Annotated in this window: 19 protein-coding genes; 14 read left to right on the top strand and 5 right to left on the bottom strand. The window is 60.1% G+C overall.

Translation table 11 applies throughout. From position 1 onward, the window contains the following. The first annotated feature begins 296 nt into the window (after positions 1-296). Entirely contained in the window at positions 297-1,472 is a 1,176-nt protein-coding gene (locus HCR84_RS09550) for an IS30 family transposase (protein WP_166984536.1), read from the top strand. Here the strand turns inward: HCR84_RS09550 and HCR84_RS09545 are convergent. Next, a complete protein-coding gene (locus HCR84_RS09545; RefSeq protein WP_166983823.1) occupies positions 1,359-2,561 on the bottom strand; it encodes an AlbA family DNA-binding domain-containing protein in 1,203 nt (400 codons plus the stop codon). The two genes, HCR84_RS09550 and HCR84_RS09545, sit on opposite strands and share 114 nt — an antisense overlap. A gap of 48 nt (positions 2,562-2,609) precedes the next feature. Beyond that, entirely contained in the window at positions 2,610-4,397 is a 1,788-nt protein-coding gene (locus HCR84_RS09540) for an SIR2 family protein (protein WP_166983822.1), read from the bottom strand. Positions 4,398-5,243: 846 nt separating this feature from the next. Here HCR84_RS09540 and HCR84_RS09535 point away from each other — a divergent pair. From HCR84_RS09535 to HCR84_RS09510, 6 genes are all read left to right on the top strand, one after another. Beyond that, complete coding sequence (locus HCR84_RS09535; RefSeq protein ID WP_166983821.1) at positions 5,244-5,480, top strand: helix-turn-helix domain-containing protein; 237 nt, start codon at positions 5,244-5,246, stop codon at positions 5,478-5,480. Between the two features lie 4 nt (positions 5,481-5,484). Next, positions 5,485-6,651 (top strand): tyrosine-type recombinase/integrase, encoded by a 1,167-nt coding sequence (locus HCR84_RS09530; RefSeq protein ID WP_166983820.1) that lies wholly within the window; start codon positions 5,485-5,487, stop codon positions 6,649-6,651. An 80-nt stretch (positions 6,652-6,731) separates the two neighbouring features. Beyond that, complete coding sequence (locus HCR84_RS09525) at positions 6,732-7,313, top strand: type IV toxin-antitoxin system AbiEi family antitoxin domain-containing protein (protein ID WP_166983819.1); 582 nt, start codon at positions 6,732-6,734, stop codon at positions 7,311-7,313. Beyond that, on the top strand, positions 7,310-8,227 hold the full coding sequence (locus tag HCR84_RS09520) for a nucleotidyl transferase AbiEii/AbiGii toxin family protein (protein WP_166983818.1): 918 nt from the start codon (positions 7,310-7,312) through the stop codon (positions 8,225-8,227). Before HCR84_RS09525 ends, HCR84_RS09520 begins: the two co-directional genes overlap by 4 nt. A gap of 505 nt (positions 8,228-8,732) precedes the next feature. Continuing rightward, on the top strand, positions 8,733-10,559 hold the full coding sequence (locus HCR84_RS09515; protein ID WP_166983817.1) for a DUF7380 domain-containing protein: 1,827 nt from the start codon (positions 8,733-8,735) through the stop codon (positions 10,557-10,559). Between the two features lie 395 nt (positions 10,560-10,954). Beyond that, a complete protein-coding gene (locus HCR84_RS09510) occupies positions 10,955-13,360 on the top strand; it encodes a DUF4062 domain-containing protein (RefSeq protein WP_244972608.1) in 2,406 nt (801 codons plus the stop codon). 661 nt (positions 13,361-14,021) lie between these two features. Here the strand turns inward: HCR84_RS09510 and HCR84_RS17640 are convergent. Next, positions 14,022-14,435: a tyrosine-type recombinase/integrase gene (locus tag HCR84_RS17640; protein ID WP_244972458.1), complete on the bottom strand. Its 414-nt coding sequence runs from the start codon at positions 14,433-14,435 to the stop codon at positions 14,022-14,024. Positions 14,436-15,008: 573 nt separating this feature from the next. On the opposite strand from HCR84_RS17640, the gene HCR84_RS09500 reads away from it, so the two are divergent. From HCR84_RS09500 to HCR84_RS09480, 5 genes are all read left to right on the top strand, one after another. Then, positions 15,009-15,368: a GntR family transcriptional regulator gene (locus tag HCR84_RS09500; protein ID WP_166983815.1), complete on the top strand. Its 360-nt coding sequence runs from the start codon at positions 15,009-15,011 to the stop codon at positions 15,366-15,368. After that, entirely contained in the window at positions 15,365-16,267 is a 903-nt protein-coding gene (locus tag HCR84_RS09495) for an ABC transporter ATP-binding protein (RefSeq protein ID WP_166983814.1), read from the top strand. The genes HCR84_RS09500 and HCR84_RS09495 overlap by 4 nt, the downstream gene beginning before the upstream one ends. Then, positions 16,264-16,974 (top strand): hypothetical protein, encoded by a 711-nt coding sequence (locus HCR84_RS09490; RefSeq protein ID WP_166983813.1) that lies wholly within the window; start codon positions 16,264-16,266, stop codon positions 16,972-16,974. Before HCR84_RS09495 ends, HCR84_RS09490 begins: the two co-directional genes overlap by 4 nt. Before the next feature lie 313 nt (positions 16,975-17,287). Beyond that, positions 17,288-17,497: a hypothetical protein gene (locus tag HCR84_RS09485; protein WP_166983812.1), complete on the top strand. Its 210-nt coding sequence runs from the start codon at positions 17,288-17,290 to the stop codon at positions 17,495-17,497. A 16-nt stretch (positions 17,498-17,513) separates the two neighbouring features. Next, complete coding sequence (locus HCR84_RS09480) at positions 17,514-17,975, top strand: DUF4260 domain-containing protein (RefSeq protein WP_166983811.1); 462 nt, start codon at positions 17,514-17,516, stop codon at positions 17,973-17,975. Between the two features lie 23 nt (positions 17,976-17,998). Here the strand turns inward: HCR84_RS09480 and HCR84_RS09475 are convergent, their stop codons facing one another. Further along, positions 17,999-18,394, bottom strand: a complete 396-nt coding sequence (locus tag HCR84_RS09475) for a winged helix-turn-helix transcriptional regulator (protein ID WP_166983810.1) — start codon at positions 18,392-18,394, stop codon at positions 17,999-18,001. 97 nt (positions 18,395-18,491) lie between these two features. Between HCR84_RS09475 and HCR84_RS09470 the strand changes: the two genes are divergently transcribed. Both HCR84_RS09470 and HCR84_RS09465 read left to right on the top strand, forming a co-directional pair. Further along, positions 18,492-19,154, top strand: coding sequence for an NADPH-dependent F420 reductase (locus HCR84_RS09470; protein WP_166983809.1), 663 nt, complete (start codon positions 18,492-18,494; stop codon positions 19,152-19,154). Positions 19,155-19,206: 52 nt separating this feature from the next. Then, positions 19,207-20,250 (top strand): LLM class flavin-dependent oxidoreductase, encoded by a 1,044-nt coding sequence (locus HCR84_RS09465; RefSeq protein ID WP_166983894.1) that lies wholly within the window; start codon positions 19,207-19,209, stop codon positions 20,248-20,250. Positions 20,251-20,271: 21 nt separating this feature from the next. Here the strand turns inward: HCR84_RS09465 and HCR84_RS09460 are convergent, their stop codons facing one another. Further along, the gene (locus tag HCR84_RS09460; RefSeq protein WP_166983808.1) at positions 20,272-21,000 is read right to left on the bottom strand and encodes a SurA N-terminal domain-containing protein; all 729 of its coding nucleotides are present in this window, start codon (positions 20,998-21,000) and stop codon (positions 20,272-20,274) included. Between the last annotated feature and the right edge of the window lie 9 nt (positions 21,001-21,009).

Below are 21,009 nucleotides of genomic sequence, written 5' to 3'. Positions count from 1 at the left end.
TGCGCTCACACGGTGGTCGGGGTTACTGCTCAGACGGTCGATTCGTTGTCCCGTTTACCTGCTGCCTCAACTCTGGCGACTACGCGTCCTAGCTCGGAGGGGCTGACACAACGTGGAGATGTGTGATCCCGCCCTGGTTTACACAGTCCTCCGCGAGTCGGTACACGTCTTCCTGGAAAGCGTCGGCAGGGCCGGTGGCATTAATAGTCGTTCGGACTGGTGTGTACTTTCGTAGGGGAGTGGAGGCGCGACGGTTTCTAACCATCGTTGCGAATCTCTTCTGAAGGGAGATTCTGATGGTGCGTTGGGCATGGAATAAGTCGTCTGGTGACGTGAAACGCCGATACTTTGAAATGATTAGGCAGGGTTCCAGCGGGTCAGCCGCGGCAGTGGCTGTCGGAGTGTCGTTGAGCTGCGGGTCGAAGTGGTTCGTTGACGCTGGAAGCGTGACATTCATCGACACGCCGATCAGTAGCCGTTATCTGAATCAGGACGACCGAATCGAGATCGCCGATGGTTTGGCGGCGAAGGAGCCGATAAAACAGATCGCTGCCCGTATCGGTAAGAGCTATCAGAGCGTGTATCGAGAGATCGCTCGCCATCGTCGACCAAACGGCCGGTATCAGCCGTGGCATGCGCATGGCCAAGCCTGGGAAGCGAGGCGGCGGGATCGTCCTCGTCGATTCGACGAGGACGAAGATCTGCGCGAGATCGTGGCCGAGAAGCTGAAGGAGAAGTGGTCGCCGCAGCAGATCAGCCGATGGCTGCGGCGCCGATGGCCGAAGCGCGAAACCTGGCATGTATGCGCTGAAACGATCTACGAGGGCATCTACCGGGGCCTGATCGTCGCGAGGGACGAAAGCGCCCTGCGCACGGGGCGTGTTTATCGTCATAAGCGGGGCCGGGGACGAACCCGTGATGGTGCGCTCAAGCAATGCACGAATATGAAGTCGATACATGACCGGCCGAAAACAGTCGAGAAGCGTCGCCAAGTGGGGCATTGGGAAGGCGACCTGATCGTCGGAAAAGGACAGCAATCCGCCATCGCCACGCTCGTCGAGCGAAAGACCCGACACACCATCCTCGTCCCGTTGGCATCAGGACACACGGCCACAAGAGTCGCCGAGGCCCTGACACGAGTATTCGCCGGGCTTCCGCGGAAGATTCGGCGCACCCTCACCTGGGATCAAGGCAACGAAATGTTCCAGCACGAGCGCGTGGAAACAGACACTGGAGTCCAGATCTACTTCGCCGATCCGCACTCTCCCTGGCAACGCGGCACGAACGAGAACACGAACGGGCTCCTACGGCAGTATTTCCCCAAGGGAACAGACCTTCACCAGTACACCGAGCAGCGGCTAAACGACGTCGCCGCAGAGCTCAACGCCAGACCCCGGCTCACCCTCAAAGACCGCACCCCAGCACAGCTCATGAGACGCTGGATAAAACAACCAATTCGCAACGATGGCTAGAAACCGTCCGCCATCGTAGGTCTGACCGCTCCAATCGACGGTCAGGATCTGAAGCGCTTCTCTTCCGCCCCATTCGATACCAACACGCACTTCGTACTCTTCGACAGAACGAACCTCAGCTGTTGCGCGAACCAAGGCACTGAAGTCAGCTACGCAACACTCGATTCCGCGACTTTCGACCTGCCATCCATGGTGGAATCCATCCGTGCTCATTCGATGTCCGCCGACTGCCGCTGCGAGCATGACGGACCCGTCATGATGAATTTCTGCCCAAGCTTCCTTCCAGATCTCTCGTTCACCTGTCGCAGCATTCACGGCGCCCCACCGACGAAGGCCCGGCCGAGGGTTGAGCGCTTCCATGTTCTCGAACGGATGGACTCCGTTCCGACTCGAGTAGGTCAGGGTGATCGCTTCTGCACGGCTGAAAATGTTGCTCGCCTGTGCGCGGTCAGGGCGTGACGTGAGATCCGGGATGCGTGGATGCGCAATTGCTACTAGCCATGCTCGCTTTTCGCTATCCCGTCCCGCTGCCGCTTCCTCGTAGAGCGAGTCCACGGCATCCGATGTCCGTCGTCGTTCGTCGAAGCGTGCCCGGTACATCGTCTCGATCTGACGCTCCTTCATCCATGCCGTATCGGCATCGTTGCGGATGGGCGCCCCGAACAGGTCGTTCTTGTAGATCAAGTGTGGTCCATCGACGCTTGCAGGCACCTCGACCGCCACAGCACGGACATCCGTCCCCAAGCGATGAATGATCAACCCGAAGATCGGCGGCGAGATGGCGGTGACTGCGGCGCTCCGGTATGCGCGCTCATACCGCTCGGTGAAGTCCCCGGCGTCCTTCCTCCCAGTCGCAGCCTTCTCCACCTCTTCGACCCCGTACACGATCATCCCGCCACCACTGTTCGCCATTGCCGCGATGTCCTTCGGGATGTCCGTCTGCGAGATCCCATTCACCGGGGGGAGCTCTGACTTCCAATCCAGGTCGTCAGTCTCTGTGATGCCGGCGCTGATCGCTGCGTCGAGGATGTCGTCAGTGAACGGGCCCGGCGCCAATCCCAGCGCTCGATGCAGCGGAGTAAAGGTCATGCGCTAAGACTATTGGCCGAGCAGCACAAGGGTCCGAGGGGGAGTGGCCTACCAGCGCTTGTAGCGGCTGATCACCTCACGATGCCTTTCAACGACATCGTTAAGCTGATCAGTCCCGCCTAGGAAGTGGGACCACGGTTGCGATCGCGATCGGTCTATCTGCCTTCGGAACGTCGCCTCAACCAGGGGAACCCCGTCGAACCCCCACGCTCGTTCGCCCACATATTCACCGCTGATGGCTCGTAGGAAGATGTTGGGCGTCAGCTGCTCCTGGACCAGACCCAAGCGGTACTCGAAGCCGTGATAGGCCGCCCGGTAGTCGTCAAAGGCGGGATATGTCTCTTTGAAGTACCGCCAGAGATCGGTCACGAACATGTGGCTCGCAGGATAAGTCCATCGAGTCCCCTCCCACCTCGGGAGCGCGTTCACCCAATCATCGCTTGTGAGCCGGAGGTAGTGCAGGAGATGCGCCGCGGGGAACACATGCTCTTCGCCAGGCCGCGGACGCCCCTCCACTTCCGTCGCAAGTCGGATGAGCAGACCTTCGCGGTCTCGCCGCATCGCAGTCATTCCGCAGATGGCAAGCGCGGCAAATGCGGGCAACAGCCGCGCTGGATAGAGAGCGTCATTCCATCCCTGGGAAGGGACAGCCGTTCCGGCATCGACCAGCCGCTGCAGGACATCGACCCAGAGCTGATCGTGCGCCCCTTCGGGATCATGCCATACGCCAGCCTCCAGCAGCGGTGCGAGCTGCTCTATTGATGAGAAGTAACCCTCATAGGTGTCCTGGAGGTCCTGCCATTGCAGCGGGCCATCCGAGTTGATGGGTGAGGCGGCAATGTGTTCGACTACCGCGTCCACCTGACGCATGACGAGGTCGTGTAAATCGATTCGTCTGACGGGGTCCGCGAGATACCGCTTGAGTCGCGCGAGCGCCAGCGCAGCAGACAATGGTGGTGCTGAGAGCCGATCAAGCGCGTCGATATCTCCCGCAAGCTCGGAGAAGAACTCATCTGCGCTCGACGCCGGCACGATGGTGCCCGATCGAGCCGCAAGGAGGCGTTGGGCGTTATCTCCCTTGCTGCTGCGCGCGTCCCAGTAGAGCGGGTACCGGCGGTTCGGGGTTCGTTCAAGTGCGGAGACGAGGGCCGTATCCCAGTCCGCTGACCAACCTGAGACGATGAGCCCGTACTCGTCGAAGACTTGGCTGAGAAGGGCGTTCCACTCCGCTGGGTAGGAGTTGAGCTCGTCAGGGGTATTACGGCTGCCGAGGTCTTTATAGTCGCCGTGGAGTTTGATGATTGTGGCGGGGGAGTGAACAAGTGGTGCCATGCCGTTGACGGCCTCGGGGCGGGCGATCACCTGCGGCGTCACTCCCTGTGCTTCGAGGGCACGCTCCATGAGCCGGTCGAAGTTCGTTGTGATGATGACCCCTACCAGCCCGTTCTTCACCAGCTTGGCCAGCGATTCGTGCGCCTTGGTCGGCTGCTTGAGTCCTTCCTCCCGTTCGTCCTCATCGGGTTCGAAGAAGTCGGCGAGGAGACCTTGACGCGCGGCGGCCGTTGGCGCGAGCTGTTCCAAGAGCGTCGAGTAGCCGAGTTTGCCCTCCGCGTTCTCGGCCCACCAGGCTTCGGGGTCGCCCCACGCAGTGTCCACCGCTGACGAGTCTCCGCCATCCGCGGCAGCAATCCGCCGCACCAACTCGCGAACGACACCCCAGCCGGTTGGGATGCCGGCAGCTGTCGAAACCCCCGAGCCGAGGAGGACAGCGTACACGCCGGGTTGAGCGTGCATCGATGTCGCCAGCGATACGAGTGGGGATAGCGTGGTTGACATGTGACCTCCAATGCACAGTATGGCAACAAGGTGGGACAACGACTCGAGAAACGCATTGTCAGGAACTGGTGCGCCCCCTTCCGAATGACGGTTCGGAAGCGGGTGCGGATTCTTGGCAACCGCGATACACATCTGCTGCGTTTTAGTCGTAAGAGAAGAAGACCAATTTGACGACGGCTCGCTCACTCAGCCATAGATTGTCGCGCGCGTACGTCAGGCCGATCGATGGCTCGGGGGCAGAGCGGGGACGGACGACGGGCACATCAGCGCCACTGACGGTGCTGTCGCGGCCGACTGTGCGCAAAGAGCGGCCCTTGCCAAGTTCTTTCCGCCGCCACAGTTGTCTTTGGTCGCGCTGCTACAGCGGGCTCGGGGGCAGCGGCGCTCTTCGAGTTGGCATCGGGCAGCCAGCAATACTGGGTCAAGCCGCTGAAAGAACCCGCCCTCTGTCCTGACCGAACGGGCCAGAGTCGGCGAGCGCCTCGCTGCGGCGCCGCTCAACGACGAAGACGGGACCAGAAGGGGACCAGAATCATGTAAACCATGCATTGCATGATGTGTCCTGCATGATCTGATCCGTGGAACTACGCGGTTCTTGGCCCGATTCGGGCCGTTTGGACGCCTGGGGGTCAAGGGGTCGCAGGTTCAAATCCTGTCAGCCCGACCAGAGAATCGCGGAAACTCAAGGGTTTCCGCGATTTTTTCGTTGGTGAGATTTGATCCGGTCATCTAATACCCATCCAAAAGCGCTCCTGAAACAGCTTCTGACCAGCGCTTTGCTCGGTTCGCGAGTGTCGCCTACGGGTGATTTCGGTTGCTTTGGAGCGTGCGGCGCACCTCGTCTGCATGACCACTCCAACGCCGTTTCCTCTGCCTCTGCCCGACCTGCCGCCTCTGCTCGACATCCGCGAGTTATCGGAGTATCTCGGCGTTCCCATCTCGACGATCTACGACTGGCGTTCGCGCGGCGTCGGCCCGCGCGCATACCGCTTCGGCAAGCACCTCAAGTTCGCCGTCACGGACGTGACCGAGTGGATCGAAGCGCAGCGCGATCCGGCGCCTTCTCGACCTCTTCAGGGGTGACACGATGAGCCGCCCGCGCCTGACGATCGGCACCTTCGGCGAGATCACTACCCGTTGTCGCCCGAGCCGACGCATCGAAGCCCGCGCCCGCTACCGCGACTGGGATGGCGTCACCCGGCTCGTGCAAGCGAGCGGCGACACCGCAGCTGCTGCAACCCACGCGCTCAAAGCCAAATGCGTCGATCGCAACCTGATCGCGCCGAGTGCGGGGTCGCTCACGGCTGACAGCCCGTTCCCCGATCTGGTGGAGTACTGGCTCGAAGACATCGAGCTGGAGGATCGTCTCGCGACCGCCACTCGGCAACTGTATGAGCGTGACATGCGCACGCTCGTGTTGCCGGTATTCAAAGACCTGACGCTGCGCGAGATCGGTGTGGCGCGGTGTGACCAGTTCTTAAAGCGGCTGGCGAAGGATTCGAGCTCGAAAGCAAAGCACGCGCGTGTGGTGTTGCGGCTCGCCCTCGCGCTGGCCGTGCGACACGAGGTGCTGTTGCGAAACCCGGTCGATCATGTCGCGCGGTTGCATCGCGACGTTCGGATTCCCGACGCGTTCACTTCTGAGGAGATTACGGCGATCCGTGCGGCAATCACGTATTGGGAGGCCGGGCGCGATGTGTCGGGCCCGAAGCCCGATGGACAACTCGGCGCAATCGTCGAGGTCATGCTGGGCACCTCCGCGCGCATCGGCGAGGTGCTCGCAATACGTCGGAGTGACATCGACCTGAGCGTGCCATCCGTACGAATCACCGGAACGATCGTCAGCCCGAAGAGTGAACCGACGACAAGGCAGGAGCATCCGAAGAGCGCGCGCTCGCGGCGCACGATCCAGCTCCCGGGGTTCGCTGCGCACGCCGTGCAACGTCGATTGAAGCAGCTCGACACGATCGATCCCGAGGCGCTGCTGTTCTGTTCCCGCGGGGGCACGCCGCTGACGACGAACAACGTGCGCCGCCAGCTCCTCCACGTCATGGGTCTGGTCAGTATTGAGGGTGTCACGCCGCATAAGTTCCGCCGCACTGTCGTCACGACGATCAACGAAAGCGCGGGCGTCGAACTAGCGTCTCAACTGCTTGGCCATACCGACCCGGCGATCACGATCAAGCACTACATCCGCCGCAACGAAACCCTCGACCCCACGACGGCAGGACTGCTGGAGGGGGCATTCGGATGACAAGGTTTGGAGCTCTGGCGATCAGAAACAGTAACAGGTATGCTGCATGTGTAACTAATTCTGTTCGAATGGAGGTGAACATGGATGCTGCATTGCTGCCAGACCTGCTGAGATACAAGGATCTCGCAGACGCGGGATTGACGCGAAGGGAGTTCGACCGGCTCATCGACACCAAGGAATACGAGCGGATCGCTCCTGGTCAGTTCCTACGCGCTGGTGCAACGGATGACACTACGGCGGCGTGGATGGCGATTGCTGCGAAGCGGCCGCAGGCGACGCTCTGCCTGCTGACGGCACTATCGATCCACGACTTGACGGACGAGATCCCGACGCTTAGCAACATCGCCATCCCGCGAGGAATGAAGCCCTTGACCGCCTGGAGTGCGCCGATCAGTTGGCACCACTTCGGTGCCGCAACCTTCGACATCGGCCGTACTAACTACGCACTGCCGGGCGGAAGGACGATCGGGCTCTATTCCGGGGAACGCACGATCATCGATCTATTCCGCCTCAGTCACGAATGGGGCAGCGACCTCACAATCGACGCGCTCAAGCGATGGCTCCGTGTTAAAGGGAACAGCCCGTCCCAACTGCTCACCATTGCCAAGAGCTTCCCGAAAGCGAGACCCGCACTACAGAACGCTCTTGAGATCCTGCTATGACACCAAAACCGCAACGCGGCACGCCCGATGGTGATGCAACACTGGCAATTCAGAAACTCGCCCGTGAGACCGGCGGCGACGTGCAAGAGTTGCAGACCCTGTATGTACTCGAAGCGCTGCTTGCTCGCATTGCCGCGTCACCGCACCGAGACGATTTTGTGCTCAAGGGAGGTGTGCTGCTGGCGGCATTCGCTGCTCGTCGCCCTACCAAGGACATCGATCTCCAAGCTACTGGGTTATCTAATGATGCCGATGACGTGGCTGGGCGGTTGCGTGAGATTGCAGCCATCGAACTGTCTGACGGGGTGGCCTTCGACGCAGACAGCATCACCGCATCTGCCATTCGGGACGGCGATGCTGATGAGTATGCTGGCGTGTGCGTGCGACTCGTCGGTCACCTCGGTCGTGCTCGGCTGACTGTCGGGATCGACGTCAACTTCGGTGACCCGATATGGCCAGCTCCTCAACTCATCGAGCTGCCGCGCATCGTGCCACTCGATCAACCACCGGTTACGCTGCTCGGCTATCCGCTCGCAATGGTGCTCGCCGAAAAGATCGTCACCGCGATCGATCGAGGAGAGGGGAACACGCGCTGGAGGGACTTCGCTGACGTCTACACGCTTACGCACCTTCACTCAGTTGAAGCAGCCACCCTCCGAAACTCGCTGGAGACCGTGGCCGCTTACCGAGGCGTCACCCTCGCTCCATTGTTATCGGCACTCGCGGAAATGACCGAGCGTGCGCAACCCAAGTGGCGTGCCTGGCGTACACGCGTAAGTCGCCAGAAAGAGCTCCCCGAAGCCCTCGCTGACGTACTCAACGAAGTTGCCCGCTTCAGTGACCCCGTGTTGCTGGGGACGGCCAAGGGGAGCTGGAAGGTCACAGAGCGGGCTTGGACGGATCGCAATCGATAGATCTGTGGACGAATTGGCAACGTGAGCGTACCTTGGAGGTATGGGATCGATCACGGCTTCCGGCGCAAAACCGTAGCTGTGCTCCGATCATAGTAGGAAGAACGGTGACGCAAAATTTGCGTCACCGTTGTTTTGTGTCTGACAGAGGATGCAGGCTCCAACGACCTGCCGCAGACGATTGATTGAATAGCCCTCTGCCTTCGATGACGTTTCTGAACCTTCCATCCTGACTGGTGACACTTGAGAACCCCGCTCTGATGCTGCCACGCGTCTCGCAGATCGAGGCTTCATGGGTTCCGAGTTCAATCGAGATTGGCTCCAGGAAGGTGCAGAAGTATGTTTGCCCCGCGGTTTAATCGGCAGGCCACAAGAATCAATCAAACCGGCATCGGACCCTCGACCGCACTCACAGGGACATTGAGCCGAGCAAGCCGCCGAAGTAGACGCTCGCCGATTGGACACAGATCGCCGAGCTGGTGTCAGCGGTCGCCGATAGCCTGGGCTCATGATCACGCCCCATAATTCTCGCTGGCAGGTTGCTGCGCGCCACCCCGATTTGAAGGCCGCGTACGCTGACGATTATGCTGCGACTCTACTTATCGGCAGTCCACTTCGGACCATCGCCGACGACGCTGATGCCGACGACGATGTCCGCTATATCGCGGGTCTCCTTGCGACGATCGCCTGGTTCATGCCGAACGGGGACGACTGGAGCAACCCGTACGGCCCTTTTGCGACGTTCGGCGACCGGCGGAGCGCCGTTCCCGCAGATTTTGTGGAGGCGGACATTACAGTGCTGGCTGAGATCGCCGAACATATCCCCAACCTAATTCTTCGGAGTCGCGTCCTTGACGTCGCCGCAATCGCTGGCGACTCCGCGCTTCGCGCGACCCGGCACGCTGCGCAGCTCCAGGCGCTGGTCGACCACGGGGTGACGAGCGAAGCGATGACCCACGATGCCGAACAATGGGACCGTGGACTTGCGGTCGGAGTCCGCTTCCGTGGTGTCGCGTCGGTGCAACTCGACGCGATCGAGCGCCAACTCGTCGAAGCCTCAACCACATCCACTGATAGCGGTCTTGCGGTGAGCGCGGCGCGAATGCTCGGTGCGCACAGGCTTGGACTCCCACATGCATCGGCCATCGCGGTCCGCCTTGCTGAACACGCTGAAGGCATAGAGTCAATCGCCGCTCAGCACATACTGGAGATATCAGCCGAATGGTTCCGCCGTGCGGGCGATCCGGAGGCGGCTGAGGACGCAACATACTCGATCGTTCAGCGGCTGATCGCCGAATCTAAAGCTACCGAGGCATTCCGCGCATCCATCCACCTGGAAATGGCTCTCAAGGTTCTTCGCACGCTGCCACGTACGGCCCGCGAACGCCTGGGCAGCGCTGACTTGCCGATCGAGCTTGCCCGCCGGATCCGGGAGAGCGGCGCTGCGGCGATCGGCAAGATGAGAGTGTTCACCACAGAGAGTGGCGACCTTGGCGATCATGTAACCGAGTTGATTGCCGCAATTCGCAGTGAAGATCCAGTCGAATCGGTCCGGCGCTTCGCTGGCATACAATCCTTCGCAAATCTGTCGGCGGCGCGGACTGAAGCGGAACAGCGGGAGAGACAATTCCCCCTCTCGTCGCTTTTTGGAAAGCGAACTCTTAGTTCCGACGGGCGGACCGTATACCGCTCGCCCGTGAGTGACGACGCCACGATCTATGGCGAGAAGGCGTCAATCTGGGAAGGCATGATCCAGCACTATCAGCTGCGAATCAATCTCGTCGGCGGCATCGTGCTGCCGAGAGCTTGGAGACAGCTGTCCACCGATCACCGGCTTCACATTGGCGACTTCCAGGCCCTTGCCGTGGGGAGCACCATCGTACCGAGCACGCACGAGGGCGTCCTAGCTCGGGGGTTGCACTACGGGTATACCGGAGATTTTGGAACAGCAGTACACCTCATTGTTCCCGCAATCGAGGCGCTCGTGCGACTGCATCTCTTGAACGCCGGCGAACGCACGAGCACAATTAATGCCGACGGCAACGAGAACGAGATAGGCCTTTCCTCTCTCATGGAGAACGAGCGGGTTGTCGACATTTTCGGAGAGGACGTTACGTTCGAGCTTCGCGCGCTTCTGTGCGGACCCATAGGTCCGAACCTTCGCAACGAAGTTGCACACGGGCTGATCGGGGACTCGGTGTTTTCCTCAAGCGTCAGCGTCTACCTCTGGTGGCTCACGCTAAAGCTTGTCTTCATGCCTTACTGGAACGCGCTACACGATCCGGAAGCGGCTGAAGCACGCGAGCCGACCACTCCGGAAAGGGAGTCACAATAGACCGCCGCTACAATAAGCATGCTCACGACACGCGGCGTCGAGAAGGTGCGGGTCCCTTCGTCCGATGCGGATTGGCGTCTTCGGAAAGTCATCTCCGAACGGCCCTGCGCCCATCGTACCGGAACCTAAACGACCGGTGCTTTCGGAACTTCGGAATCCATGATCTGCAAGAGGGGTGTCGTCTCATAAGCCGGTCTGCGTGGGAAGCTTCAGGCAGCAGCGCGGGGCTCGGCAGAGGAACGTCACGAACGGCGGAGTGGGCTCGATCGGCCGCGCGTTTGCTGAAAGACGTGTGGCCTCTCGGGTCCGACTCCACCAGCTAGGACGGTCTCGCTGGCGTGGGAGCCGCTATCCTGAGGCGCAGGCAAACATGAGGGGTGGAGTCAAGAGTGGCGATGGAGAAGGATCTGCGCGAGCTACGCGTCTTCATGGCATCTCCTGGCGATCTTACTGACGAGCGTGATGCACTTCGCAACCTCGAACGCCGCTTGAATGCGATGTTTCGTGAGCGAGGAGTCCGCGTCTCAATTGAGGGCTGGGAAGATGTACAGCCTGACGCCGGGGCTCCGCAGGAACTCATAAACCCCTTGGTGTATAGCTGCGATGTATTCGTCGGTCTTTTAAACGTGCGCTGGGGCACGCCCACTGACAATGACTCTTCCGGTTTTTCTGAAGAATTCAATATCGCGTTGAAGCGTAGGCAAGAAAACGGCACCGCTCCAACGGTCGGGATGTACTTCCGCGAGATCGATCCGGAACGGTTGCGAGACAGGGGACCACAACTCGAGGCCGTGCTCGCTTTCAAGGAGCGGGTGGAGGCCGAGCGGCTTGTGTTGCATAAGACCTTCAGTGGCACGGATGACCTTGCTCTTGAGGTTATGAACTTCCTGTTACCACACGCGCTGCGGATAGCTGACGAAGTGTCAGCTAGTACAGCGGAGCTGAGCTCAGGATCGTCTGGGTCGACACCTGCTAACGATGAGCCCGAAACCCTGGAGTCGGCCGAGGCCAAGACTGATGACGATGACTCGGCGGGCGAGCCCGACTCTGCTCAGCTCCAGATCATGTCCGCGCTGTCCTCGTTCTCGAACCTGTTCCTGGGCGGGACGTCGATTGCACCGGAAACGCGTGATCGTGTGACTTTGGCAGCAGAGGCATTCGCGCAGGAAGCTGAAACTCTCGGCTCGCATCACGTCAATCGTCTGTTCAAAAATCGCGAGAACCTTGACCTGACTCTTGGCGAGGCCAGGATTTGGTACCGAACTTTTTTCGAGAACTACGGCTTGGTCGAAAGGGACCATCGGGTCGTTCCTATTTGGGGCCTCATCCCGCCCGACCGATTGGATGACCGGTTCATCGATGAGCTTGCAACGTTAGCTACCGACGACAACTCAAACGTGGTTCGAGGTGTCTTGCGATTCCTGACCGAACATGTGATCCGTCCTAGATCTTTTTGGGAACCCGATCCGGCAGGAGGTGATGGCGAAGGCCTCTCTTTTGAACCGCGGACGGCAGAAACACCTGCGGCTAGGTGGGCCGATCTGTTCGGGAAGTTCTCCGGCATTGACTCGACTCTGAACTACATGGTTGCAGTCGCGTCTCTGGAGGATTTAGAACTTCTCAAAGGTGTTGCTGACCTGGATGCAGTCGATGATCGAACCCGAGATCTGATTCGGGCGGCCATCGATGTGATGGCCGGAGACTTGACAGACGTCGGGGATCTGGCACCAACGAGATACAGCGGGAATGATACATCCGCGTTGCGTGACCTTGTCGTGAACTCAGTTCCTCAGCTACAGGCTGATCAATGGAGTCCTCTGCTGGTGGGAACCCATTGGCAGATCGCTGTTGCTGCCGCACTCCAAATCGTTGAACACGAGAACATATCAGCGGAACAGCTGAAGACGGTCTCTGAGCTGAAATCTGCAGAAATTGAATGCGCTCTTGTTGAGCGTGCGAGGCGTGATATGGACTGGGCTCTCTTGCAGATCAAAGAACTGACCGATCGCGATGAGTACGGGTCTGCCGACATGATCAGTCGGCTACTGGCAGCGTCTGTCTCGAAGGAGAGTCTGGAGTTACTCGACCGAGACGAGACGCTAGACGTACGTGCATGGGTAGCTCTCACCATCCAGAATCCACACAACTATCTCGAATCGGCGCGCGATGTGCTGGACGGCACATCTGAGTGGCTCAACAAGCGTAAGGCACCGCTGGCGGACAAATACGCGGTGATTGCTGAACACATGACTGCGAAAGCTAAGGGCGCGGCCTGCCTTGTGTTGTCTCAAGCTGCCGAGATCATTGACGCAGATGTCGAGCGTGTCAGCGCGGAGCTTCGAAGGGACTCTTATGTATCGCGTTCCTCCGCGCTCCACGCATTGATCGCAATAGTTACGCGGACCGAACGTGCCCTGCCGAGTCTGGGCGATCTCACGGTGCTTGACAGCTATGGTTTCTTGGACGACGCGGAGTTCGTGCTCGACAGCCCGTTGGCAAGAGTGGTGGCGCCGGTTTGGGCGGTTAGTAAAACTAAAGCGCTTCAGGAACTGGGCCGCGCATGGCGGCTTCGTCAGCAGAGAACATCAGATGTAGATCTAGAGGAAGCTTTGTATCTGGATAGCGAAACCCTCCGGATGGTTGCACTTGACCAGCTAATGTCACGCTGGAGTGACGGGCAACTCAGAGAATTGCTGGACCGCTACGGTGATCAAAACAGGCAGTGGTGGTATAACATCATCGCTGCGTTGGATGAGCGTCTGTTCGGGTTCGGTCGCCAAGCAATCAGCGTCCGTGAGTAACCCCTCATCTCCTTGAAGCACTGATCTAATTCAGGGGGCCGCTCAGCCTGAAGGAGGGATCGCTCGAGAGGCCTTCTCGCACACCGTCATCCGGCTCACCTCGAACGGCCGAGCGACCTGAATGCGTAGATTTTGGGAGATGAGGTACTGGTTCTCGGCTGGGGATTCCTGAGTCAAGCATTGCACTTCGCAGGTTTCACGTGGCCAGTAGCCGCGTAAATCGATCTCGACCCGGGCAGCCTGTTCGGCTAGAGCAGCCTAATTGGTGGGTGCTAGGCGCGCGGGTTGCTTTACTACGTGGGATTGGTCTTGGTCGTCATTTAGCCTCTCCTGATTTAGGCATTCGTAGGGGCCCATCTAATACCCATCTCAATCACCCGTGACGGACCGCCAGTGACCGGGTAGACTAGAGGCAGGAGAATCACTCGATTCCCCCTACGACCAGGGAAAACTAGAGATTTTCGGAAGCTTTCGGTGAGGTCAAAAAACCTCCAAGGGGTCGCAAGTTCAAATCCTGTCAGCCCGACAGAAAGAAAATACCTGATCAGACGGTATTTTTTGGAAGTCGCCAGATCGGTGAATTGCCGGTCTTGGGCCCAAATATGTACCCGTTGAACCCCTTGACTCGACATGGTCAAGGGGTTCAGCTATTTCTAGCTACTCATCGCTGCCTCCGGAGGTGCTCATTCATCCGTGCCCCGGCGTTCTGCAATGCCGTGTTGTCAGTGTGGAGGTACGCACGGGTCGTCTCGACCGATGCGTGCCCGAGAATGTGGTTCACGACGTGGATCGGGATTCCTGCTTTTGCGAACCAGGTTGCGCCCGCGTGCCGAAGGTCATGGCGACGCAACCCCGGAAACCCCAGTGATGCAACCAGAGCGTCCCAGTTGGTTGCATTGCGCAACGCCGCGGTCGTAATGACCCCACCACGCGGGCCACGCAACAGCGGCAGGTTGCGCCCCCGTTGCACCGTGAGTCTGCGCAGCACTGGCTCGAGTGGCTCGATGATCGGAACGCGGCGAACTCGACGACCCTTTGGCGGCTTGATGTTAAGGCCCCCGGTGCCGGGAAGCACTGGCGCTCGATCGTGACTAGCTTGCTCGTCCAGTCGACGTCGCCGTGAGTCAGCGTCGCTGGAACGACGAACCGTGCCGGCAAACTATGTTCGGTCTGCAAAGACCGGACGCTTCGTCGTGGCCCGTAACGCGCAGAAGTGACGCTCGATCCGGGTTGCGGCGAGACTCCGCTCCCGTTCGATGAGCTGGATGCCCTGACTCCGGCGGCTCGCGAAGCCCTTGAAGAACCGATCACGAAAGCGGCCGTGGGAACGGCCGGAGCACCCGCCTGTATGCCGATCTGACGTTCCTCGCTGCTCAGGAGTCAGAGGATGTCGAGATGTACGACTGGTCGATCGACAAGAAACCGTACGTTGAACTGCTCCGTGCGTATGACGCCAATCGTGACCCCAAGCCGTTCTCGGCCTTCATCCATATACAAGCTCTAGCGCCGAGATCTCTCATCGCCAGTGATTAGGGCTTTACGGGGGCAGGTCAAGATGTCACCAATCCCTGCATCAGACCGGTCGGCCTTGACTTCGATCGTGGCACCCCTTAGGTTCTATAGTGCACTATAGAACCTAAGGGGTTGAATGCTCACCGGTGAAGGACCGATCTATCAGCAACTCGCCGACCACATCGCCGAGGGCATCATGGCCGGCACCTATCCGGAGGAGTCCAGCGTCCCGTCCACAAACGAATACGCCGTGTTCTATCAGATCAGTCCCATTACCGCGGCGAAAGGCGTCAACCTGCTCGTGGAGGAGGGCGCGCTGTATAGGAAGCGTGGTGTCGGGATGTTCGTCGCGGCGGGAGCCAAAGACCGGCTGCACCTATCGCGACGGTCAGAGTTTCGCACCGAGTACGTCGCCCCGCTCGTCCACGAATCACGGTTGCTGAATATCGACAGAGAAGAGCTCGCAGAGATGATTGATCAGGAGAACGAGAAATGACCAACGCGATCGAGGTCCGCTCCGTCACGCGCTTCTACGGCCGGGTGCACGCGCTGGATGATGTCAGCTTTGCCGTCCCCGAGCACTCGATCCTCGGCCTGCTCGGCCGCAATGGTGCCGGAAAGACCACCATCATGTCGATCATGGCAGGCCAGGACCGTCAGTCCTCCGGCGAGATCGAAGTTCTCGGACACACGCCGTTCGAGCATGCGCCCACTCTCGCCCAAATCAGTTACGTTCGCGATAACCAGCGGTACCCAGACGACTACCGGTTGCATCACGTGTTGAGGATCGCGCCGGACTTCGCGCCGAACTGGAGCCCAGATGTCGCCGAAGAACTTGCCGACAGCCTCCGCATCCCGACAAAGACCCGAATCAAGAAACTCTCCCGCGGGCAACTGTCATCGATCGCCATTGTCCTAGGGCTGGCGTCCCGAGCCCCGATCACTTTGCTTGACGAGCCGTACCTCGGACTTGATGTCACCGCACGGGCCGTGTTCCACCGGATGCTCCTTCATGATTACGAACAACATCCTCGGACGATCGTCCTCTCGACTCACCTGATAGACGAGTCTGAGTCGCTCTTCGACCAGGTGGTGATCATGGATCAGGGACGTGTCGTCACGAATGGCGACCGTGACGAGCTGATGGCATCGGCGTGGGTGATGAGCGGCACCACGGATGCCGTCGCCGAGTTGGTCGCCGACCGTCCCGTTCTGCAGAGGACCGCAGTCGGCGGTTTGACCTCGGTCACGGCAGCCTTTGTGCTCGATGATGAAACCCGCATCCGTGCACGAGACCTCAGAGTGCAGCTAGCCCCGGCGTCACTGCAAGACCTGGTTGCCGCATACGGAGCAGACGACGCAGAATCCACCGATGTGAAAGTAGAACGAGCATGAGCACGATGATCGCGACCACCAAGTTGCATCTGAACAAGCGCGAGGTGACCTTCGTCGTACCGCTGTACATCACCGCGATGGTGGCGGTGATCTCGGTCTTGATCTCGTTGTTGTTCTGGCGCGGGGGCAGCCTTCCCGGCACGGAAGGCTGGATCCAAGGCTCGCAGAGCAACCCCGGAATTCTGTACGCGCTTGCCGGGTTCCTTGTGTACCTCGGCGTGCAGTCCGTCGCCACCACATTCCCGTTCGCGCTCACACTCGGAGCCACCCGGCGCGGATTCACCGCCGGCACACTGCTGTGGAACGTGACCGTCTCGGCCTACCTCGCCCTCGTGTTCGCGGCCCTCGCACTGATCGAGATCGCCACCGACCACTGGTTCGCCGGATTCTACATATTCGACATTTACGTGCTCGGGGCCGGCGACCTCAGCCTGCTGCTGCCCATCGTCTTCCTCGGCGTGTTGTCCATGCTCACGATCGGCGGCGTGTTCGGCGCATCATGGATGAGGTTCGGCGCCCGTGGGCCCCAACTGATCGCCGTCGCCGTCGCTGTCGTTCTCGTTGTCACACTGATCGTGATCATGCCCTCCGCCGCAGAGATCATCGCCGCCTTCCAACTGTGGTGGCTCGCTGTTGCCGCAGGAATAGTGATCATCGTGTCTGCAATCGGCAGCTGGCTTCTGTTGCGCTCAGCGATCGTGCGTTGACCGCCGCAAGTCGCTCTTCGATTTCAAGGACGGAGCGGGCAGGCTCAGCGCAAGAAGGTGTTGGCAACGTACAAGCCATCGTCCGTGCGGATCACCGGAACGATCATCAGCCCGAAAAGTGAACCGACAGCGCGGCAGGATCACCCGAAGACCGCGCGGTCGCGGCGAACCATTCAACTTCCGAGGATCGCCGCAACGGCCGTGCAACGGCGTCTGAAGCGACTGAACACGATCGACCCGAACGCGCTGCTGTTCTGCTCCCGCGAGGACAGTCCGTTGACGACAAACAATGTGCGCCGCCCTCCGCTGTGTCATGAACCTGGCGGGAATCGAGGGTGTCACTCCGCATAAGTTTCGGCGCACCGTCGCGAGCACGATCAACGAAAGCGCGGGCGTGGAACTGGCATCGCAGTTGCTCGGCCACGCTGACCCCGCAATTACGATCAAGCACGACATCCGTCGCAACGATACCGTCGACGGCGGGGAGCGGAACCGTCACACCCTTGTCTTGAGATTTGAATGAGAGGAAGATGGCCGACATGGCCGATCGTGCTCCACGAAACGACACCGAGGCGCCACAAAATACCAGCCGCGGACTGAACCCCAGAGCGGTTCAGATGGTCGAGAGCGCACTTATCGGGGTGCTGTCTCTCGTCGGCACGATCGTGCTCGCCCCACATATGTGGTGGTTCCCGTTTGCCGTGTTCTTTGTATTTGACCTCTCTGCTCTGGGCTACCTGCGTTCGCCCGCGACCGGGGCGGTTTGGTACAACGCCACCCACACCTACGCGTGGCCAGCCCTGGTGGGCGTCATCGCACTCGTGACGGTTACGTTCTCACCCGAGTGGTCGCTGTGGCTTGCCCTTGTCGCTTTCGCTTGGGCCTTCCATGTCGGTTTCGACCGGATGCTGGGCTACGGGCTCAAGCTGCCCGACGCGTTTACGCACACTCACATGGGATGGATCGGAAAGGATCGCCCAGCGACGACCCCGACACGGTGAGATCGTCGTTGGCTGTCTGGGCGCTAGGCGGAGGAGGCCGCCCGCACACCCGGCGTGAGACCCGGCGTGTGAGTGGCGTCGTCAACGCCGCTCTGTCGGGTTCGACTCCAGTTCACTAACGGATGCAACAGTGAGATCAGCTCGAGGCCGGATGACGTCAGATCGTAGCTGATTGATACCGGCGTGGTTGGCTGTACGCCGCGGCGGATGAGCCCCTCGAGCTCGAGTTCTTTCAGCCTGGCGGCGAGGAGACGATCGGAAATTCCTTCCACGAGGGTGCGGTACTCGGAGAACCGGCGCGCCCCTCGCGCTCCTGCCAGCAGGATCGCCGCATTCCATTTGCGTCCAGCTAGCTCAGCGGATGCTTGAAACCGGCGGCACTCTTCGTCGTCAATGTGCGTGAATTCAGAACCACTCATAGCGCCCCTCGCTTACTAATTATTAGTAGGTTACTGCGTATTGGTTCTCTGGCGCAAGGGTTGACATCGTTAAGTCATCGACAGAAGAAGGGTCTCCATGATAAGAACGATTGGCATCCTCGGAGCGGGCCGGGTGGGCTCAGCCATTGCGCGCACTGCTCTCACGGCGGGGTACGCGGTGAATATCTCCGGCTCCGGTCCGGGTTCAGACATCGAGATGCTCGTTGACATCGTCGTGCCGGGGGCGCGGGCAATGTCGGCGTCAGATGCCGTCGCGAACTCAGACCTCGTGATCATTGCTGTTCCCCTGCATAAGTACCGCACCGTGTCGCCGGCCCTGTTGTCGGGCAAGATCGTGATCGACACGATGAACTACTGGGAGCCGATCGACGGCCGATTAGATGATTTCACAACGGATGCCCGCAGTAGCAGCGAGGTCGTAAGCGACTACTTCACTGGCGCACGGGTCGTGAAAACGCTCAACCACATCGGGTACCACGAATTGGAAGCCGACAATCATGCCGCCGGGCGGGATCAGCGCCGCGCTCTCGCCATCGCTGGCGACGATGATGCAGCGTCCGTCGTTGCCGAGATTATTGATCGTTTCGGGTTCGACGCGGTATATGCCGGCCCTCTTGAGACCGGCGCCGCGTTTGAGCCAGGCACAGCCATCTTCGGTGGCAGACACACTGCCGATGAGCTGGGCGCCGAGTTGGGGCTCACCGGATCGACCACGTTATTCAGCGGTGCCGAGCTCTGAGCTCAGCCGTCGCGGGCAGCGCATACACACGACAAACATATTGGAGAACATCATGGAACTTGGTGCATACAGCTTCGGTGACACCCAGCTGAACCCAGACGGAAGCCAGCGGTCCACCGCTGAGGCGATTCGCAACTTATTCGAGACGATTGAGCACGCCGACAAAGTCGGTTTGACGTATTTCGGCATCGGTGAGCACCACACGGCGAGTATGCCGGCGTCGTCCCCCGGGGCGATGATTGCCGCCGCCGCTGCCGCGACCGAACACATCATCCTCGGGAGCGCCGCGAGCATCATCAGCACCGACGATCCGGTACGTGTGTTCCAACAGTTCGCGACAGCCGATGCGATCTCTGGCGGCGGCCGAGTCGAGATCACAGCCGGTCGCGGATCGTCAGTGGAAACCTTTCCTCTGTTCGGGTTCGATCTGCGGGACTATGACAGGCTCTATGCGGAGAAGCTTGATCTGCTGATGACGATCAATGAGAGCGTCTCAGAGAACGTGACCTGGTCGGGAAGCGTGCGCCCGAACGTGGATGACCTTGCCGTCGTGCCGAGGCCCGTTGGCGGGCGGTTGCCCATCTGGCTCGCCACTGGCGGCAACGCATCATCCTCGGCTCGGGCAGGTAAATTGGGCCTGCCGGTCTCCTACGGAATCATCGGCGGTGAACCGCACCGTTTCGCACCGCTGGCCGAACTCTACCGTCGCAGCGCAGCCAAGGCGGGCCATACCGGTGACAAGATCAAAGTTTCGGTGGCCGCGTGGGGACTTGTCGCGCCGACGAAGAAGGAGGCAATGGAGCGCTTCTACCCTGGCTGGCGAAACCTGAACATCGAGATGGGCAAGCTCCGCGGTTGGGGTGCGCCTGACAAGCGCCAGTTCGACGCCCAAGCTGAAGCGCCCGGCGCCTACTATGTGGGCGATCCCGACGAGGTCGCGGAGCGGATTGTGCATCTCCACGGGTACATGGGGCACATGCGCCACTTCCTGCAGATGGACATAGGCGGATTGCCTCAAGAGCACTTCCTTGAATCGATCACCCTCCTTGCGACCGAAGTCAAGCCACGCGTCGAGCGTCTCCTCGCCGCCAAGTAACGTTGAACCGTTGGTTGCGAATCACAAATTCACCGTGATGTCGGCGCCCTTGCGGAGCTTTTTCACCAGGACTTCATACGCCTCGGATTGCTTCTGCGATTTTGCCTGCTCGACGAGCTGCGGCCTCGCCTCTTCGTACGACGGAAGTTCGCCACCCTGCCCGCCGGACTGCTTCTGCTGGGCGACGGCTTGATCGTAGAGCTTCTGCAGCTCTTCATCTGTGGGCTCGATGTCGCCCGTTTCCTGAGCGATGAGCTTGTCCAAACGCACCTGCGTCTTCAACTGTGAGTAAACGGCCTTTTCGTCGAGTCCCTGTTCCTTGAGCGCGGCGAGCGCCTCGTCCGCCGTTTTCATCTGGTTTGTGGTCGCCAGCTTCTCGAGGGCCGCATCGAGTTCCTCCTGGGTGGCCTCGATGTTGCGCGCGTCAGATTCTTGGATGAGCAGTTCAGTGTCGACCATTGCGTCAGCCGTCTGCTTCCGCAGGGCATCTTGATCGACTTCCTCGCCGGTCGTCTGCGACTGCTGCTGCATCTGCTGGTATTGACCTTCGTAAAGCTCAACGAATTCGTCCTTTGTGAGCTCTACGCCATTCACCTCAGCCACGACGTCGGGAACGCCAGAAACGTCGGGTTGCGACCCTTGTTGCTGACTACCTGTGGGTTTCGGGCCCTCGATCCCAGAGGTGCTGCACCCCACCATGCCGAGCAGCACTACAGCCGCGCCCAGTCCTGCCAACAGCTTTCGATGCATTCGAATCTC

This window comes from Paramicrobacterium fandaimingii, from assembly GCF_011751745.2.
Lineage (GTDB): Bacteria > Actinomycetota > Actinomycetes > Actinomycetales > Microbacteriaceae > Paramicrobacterium > Paramicrobacterium fandaimingii.
The sequence above is the reverse complement of the archived record's forward strand: the minus strand, read 5'-3'. Positions and strand labels throughout refer to the sequence as shown.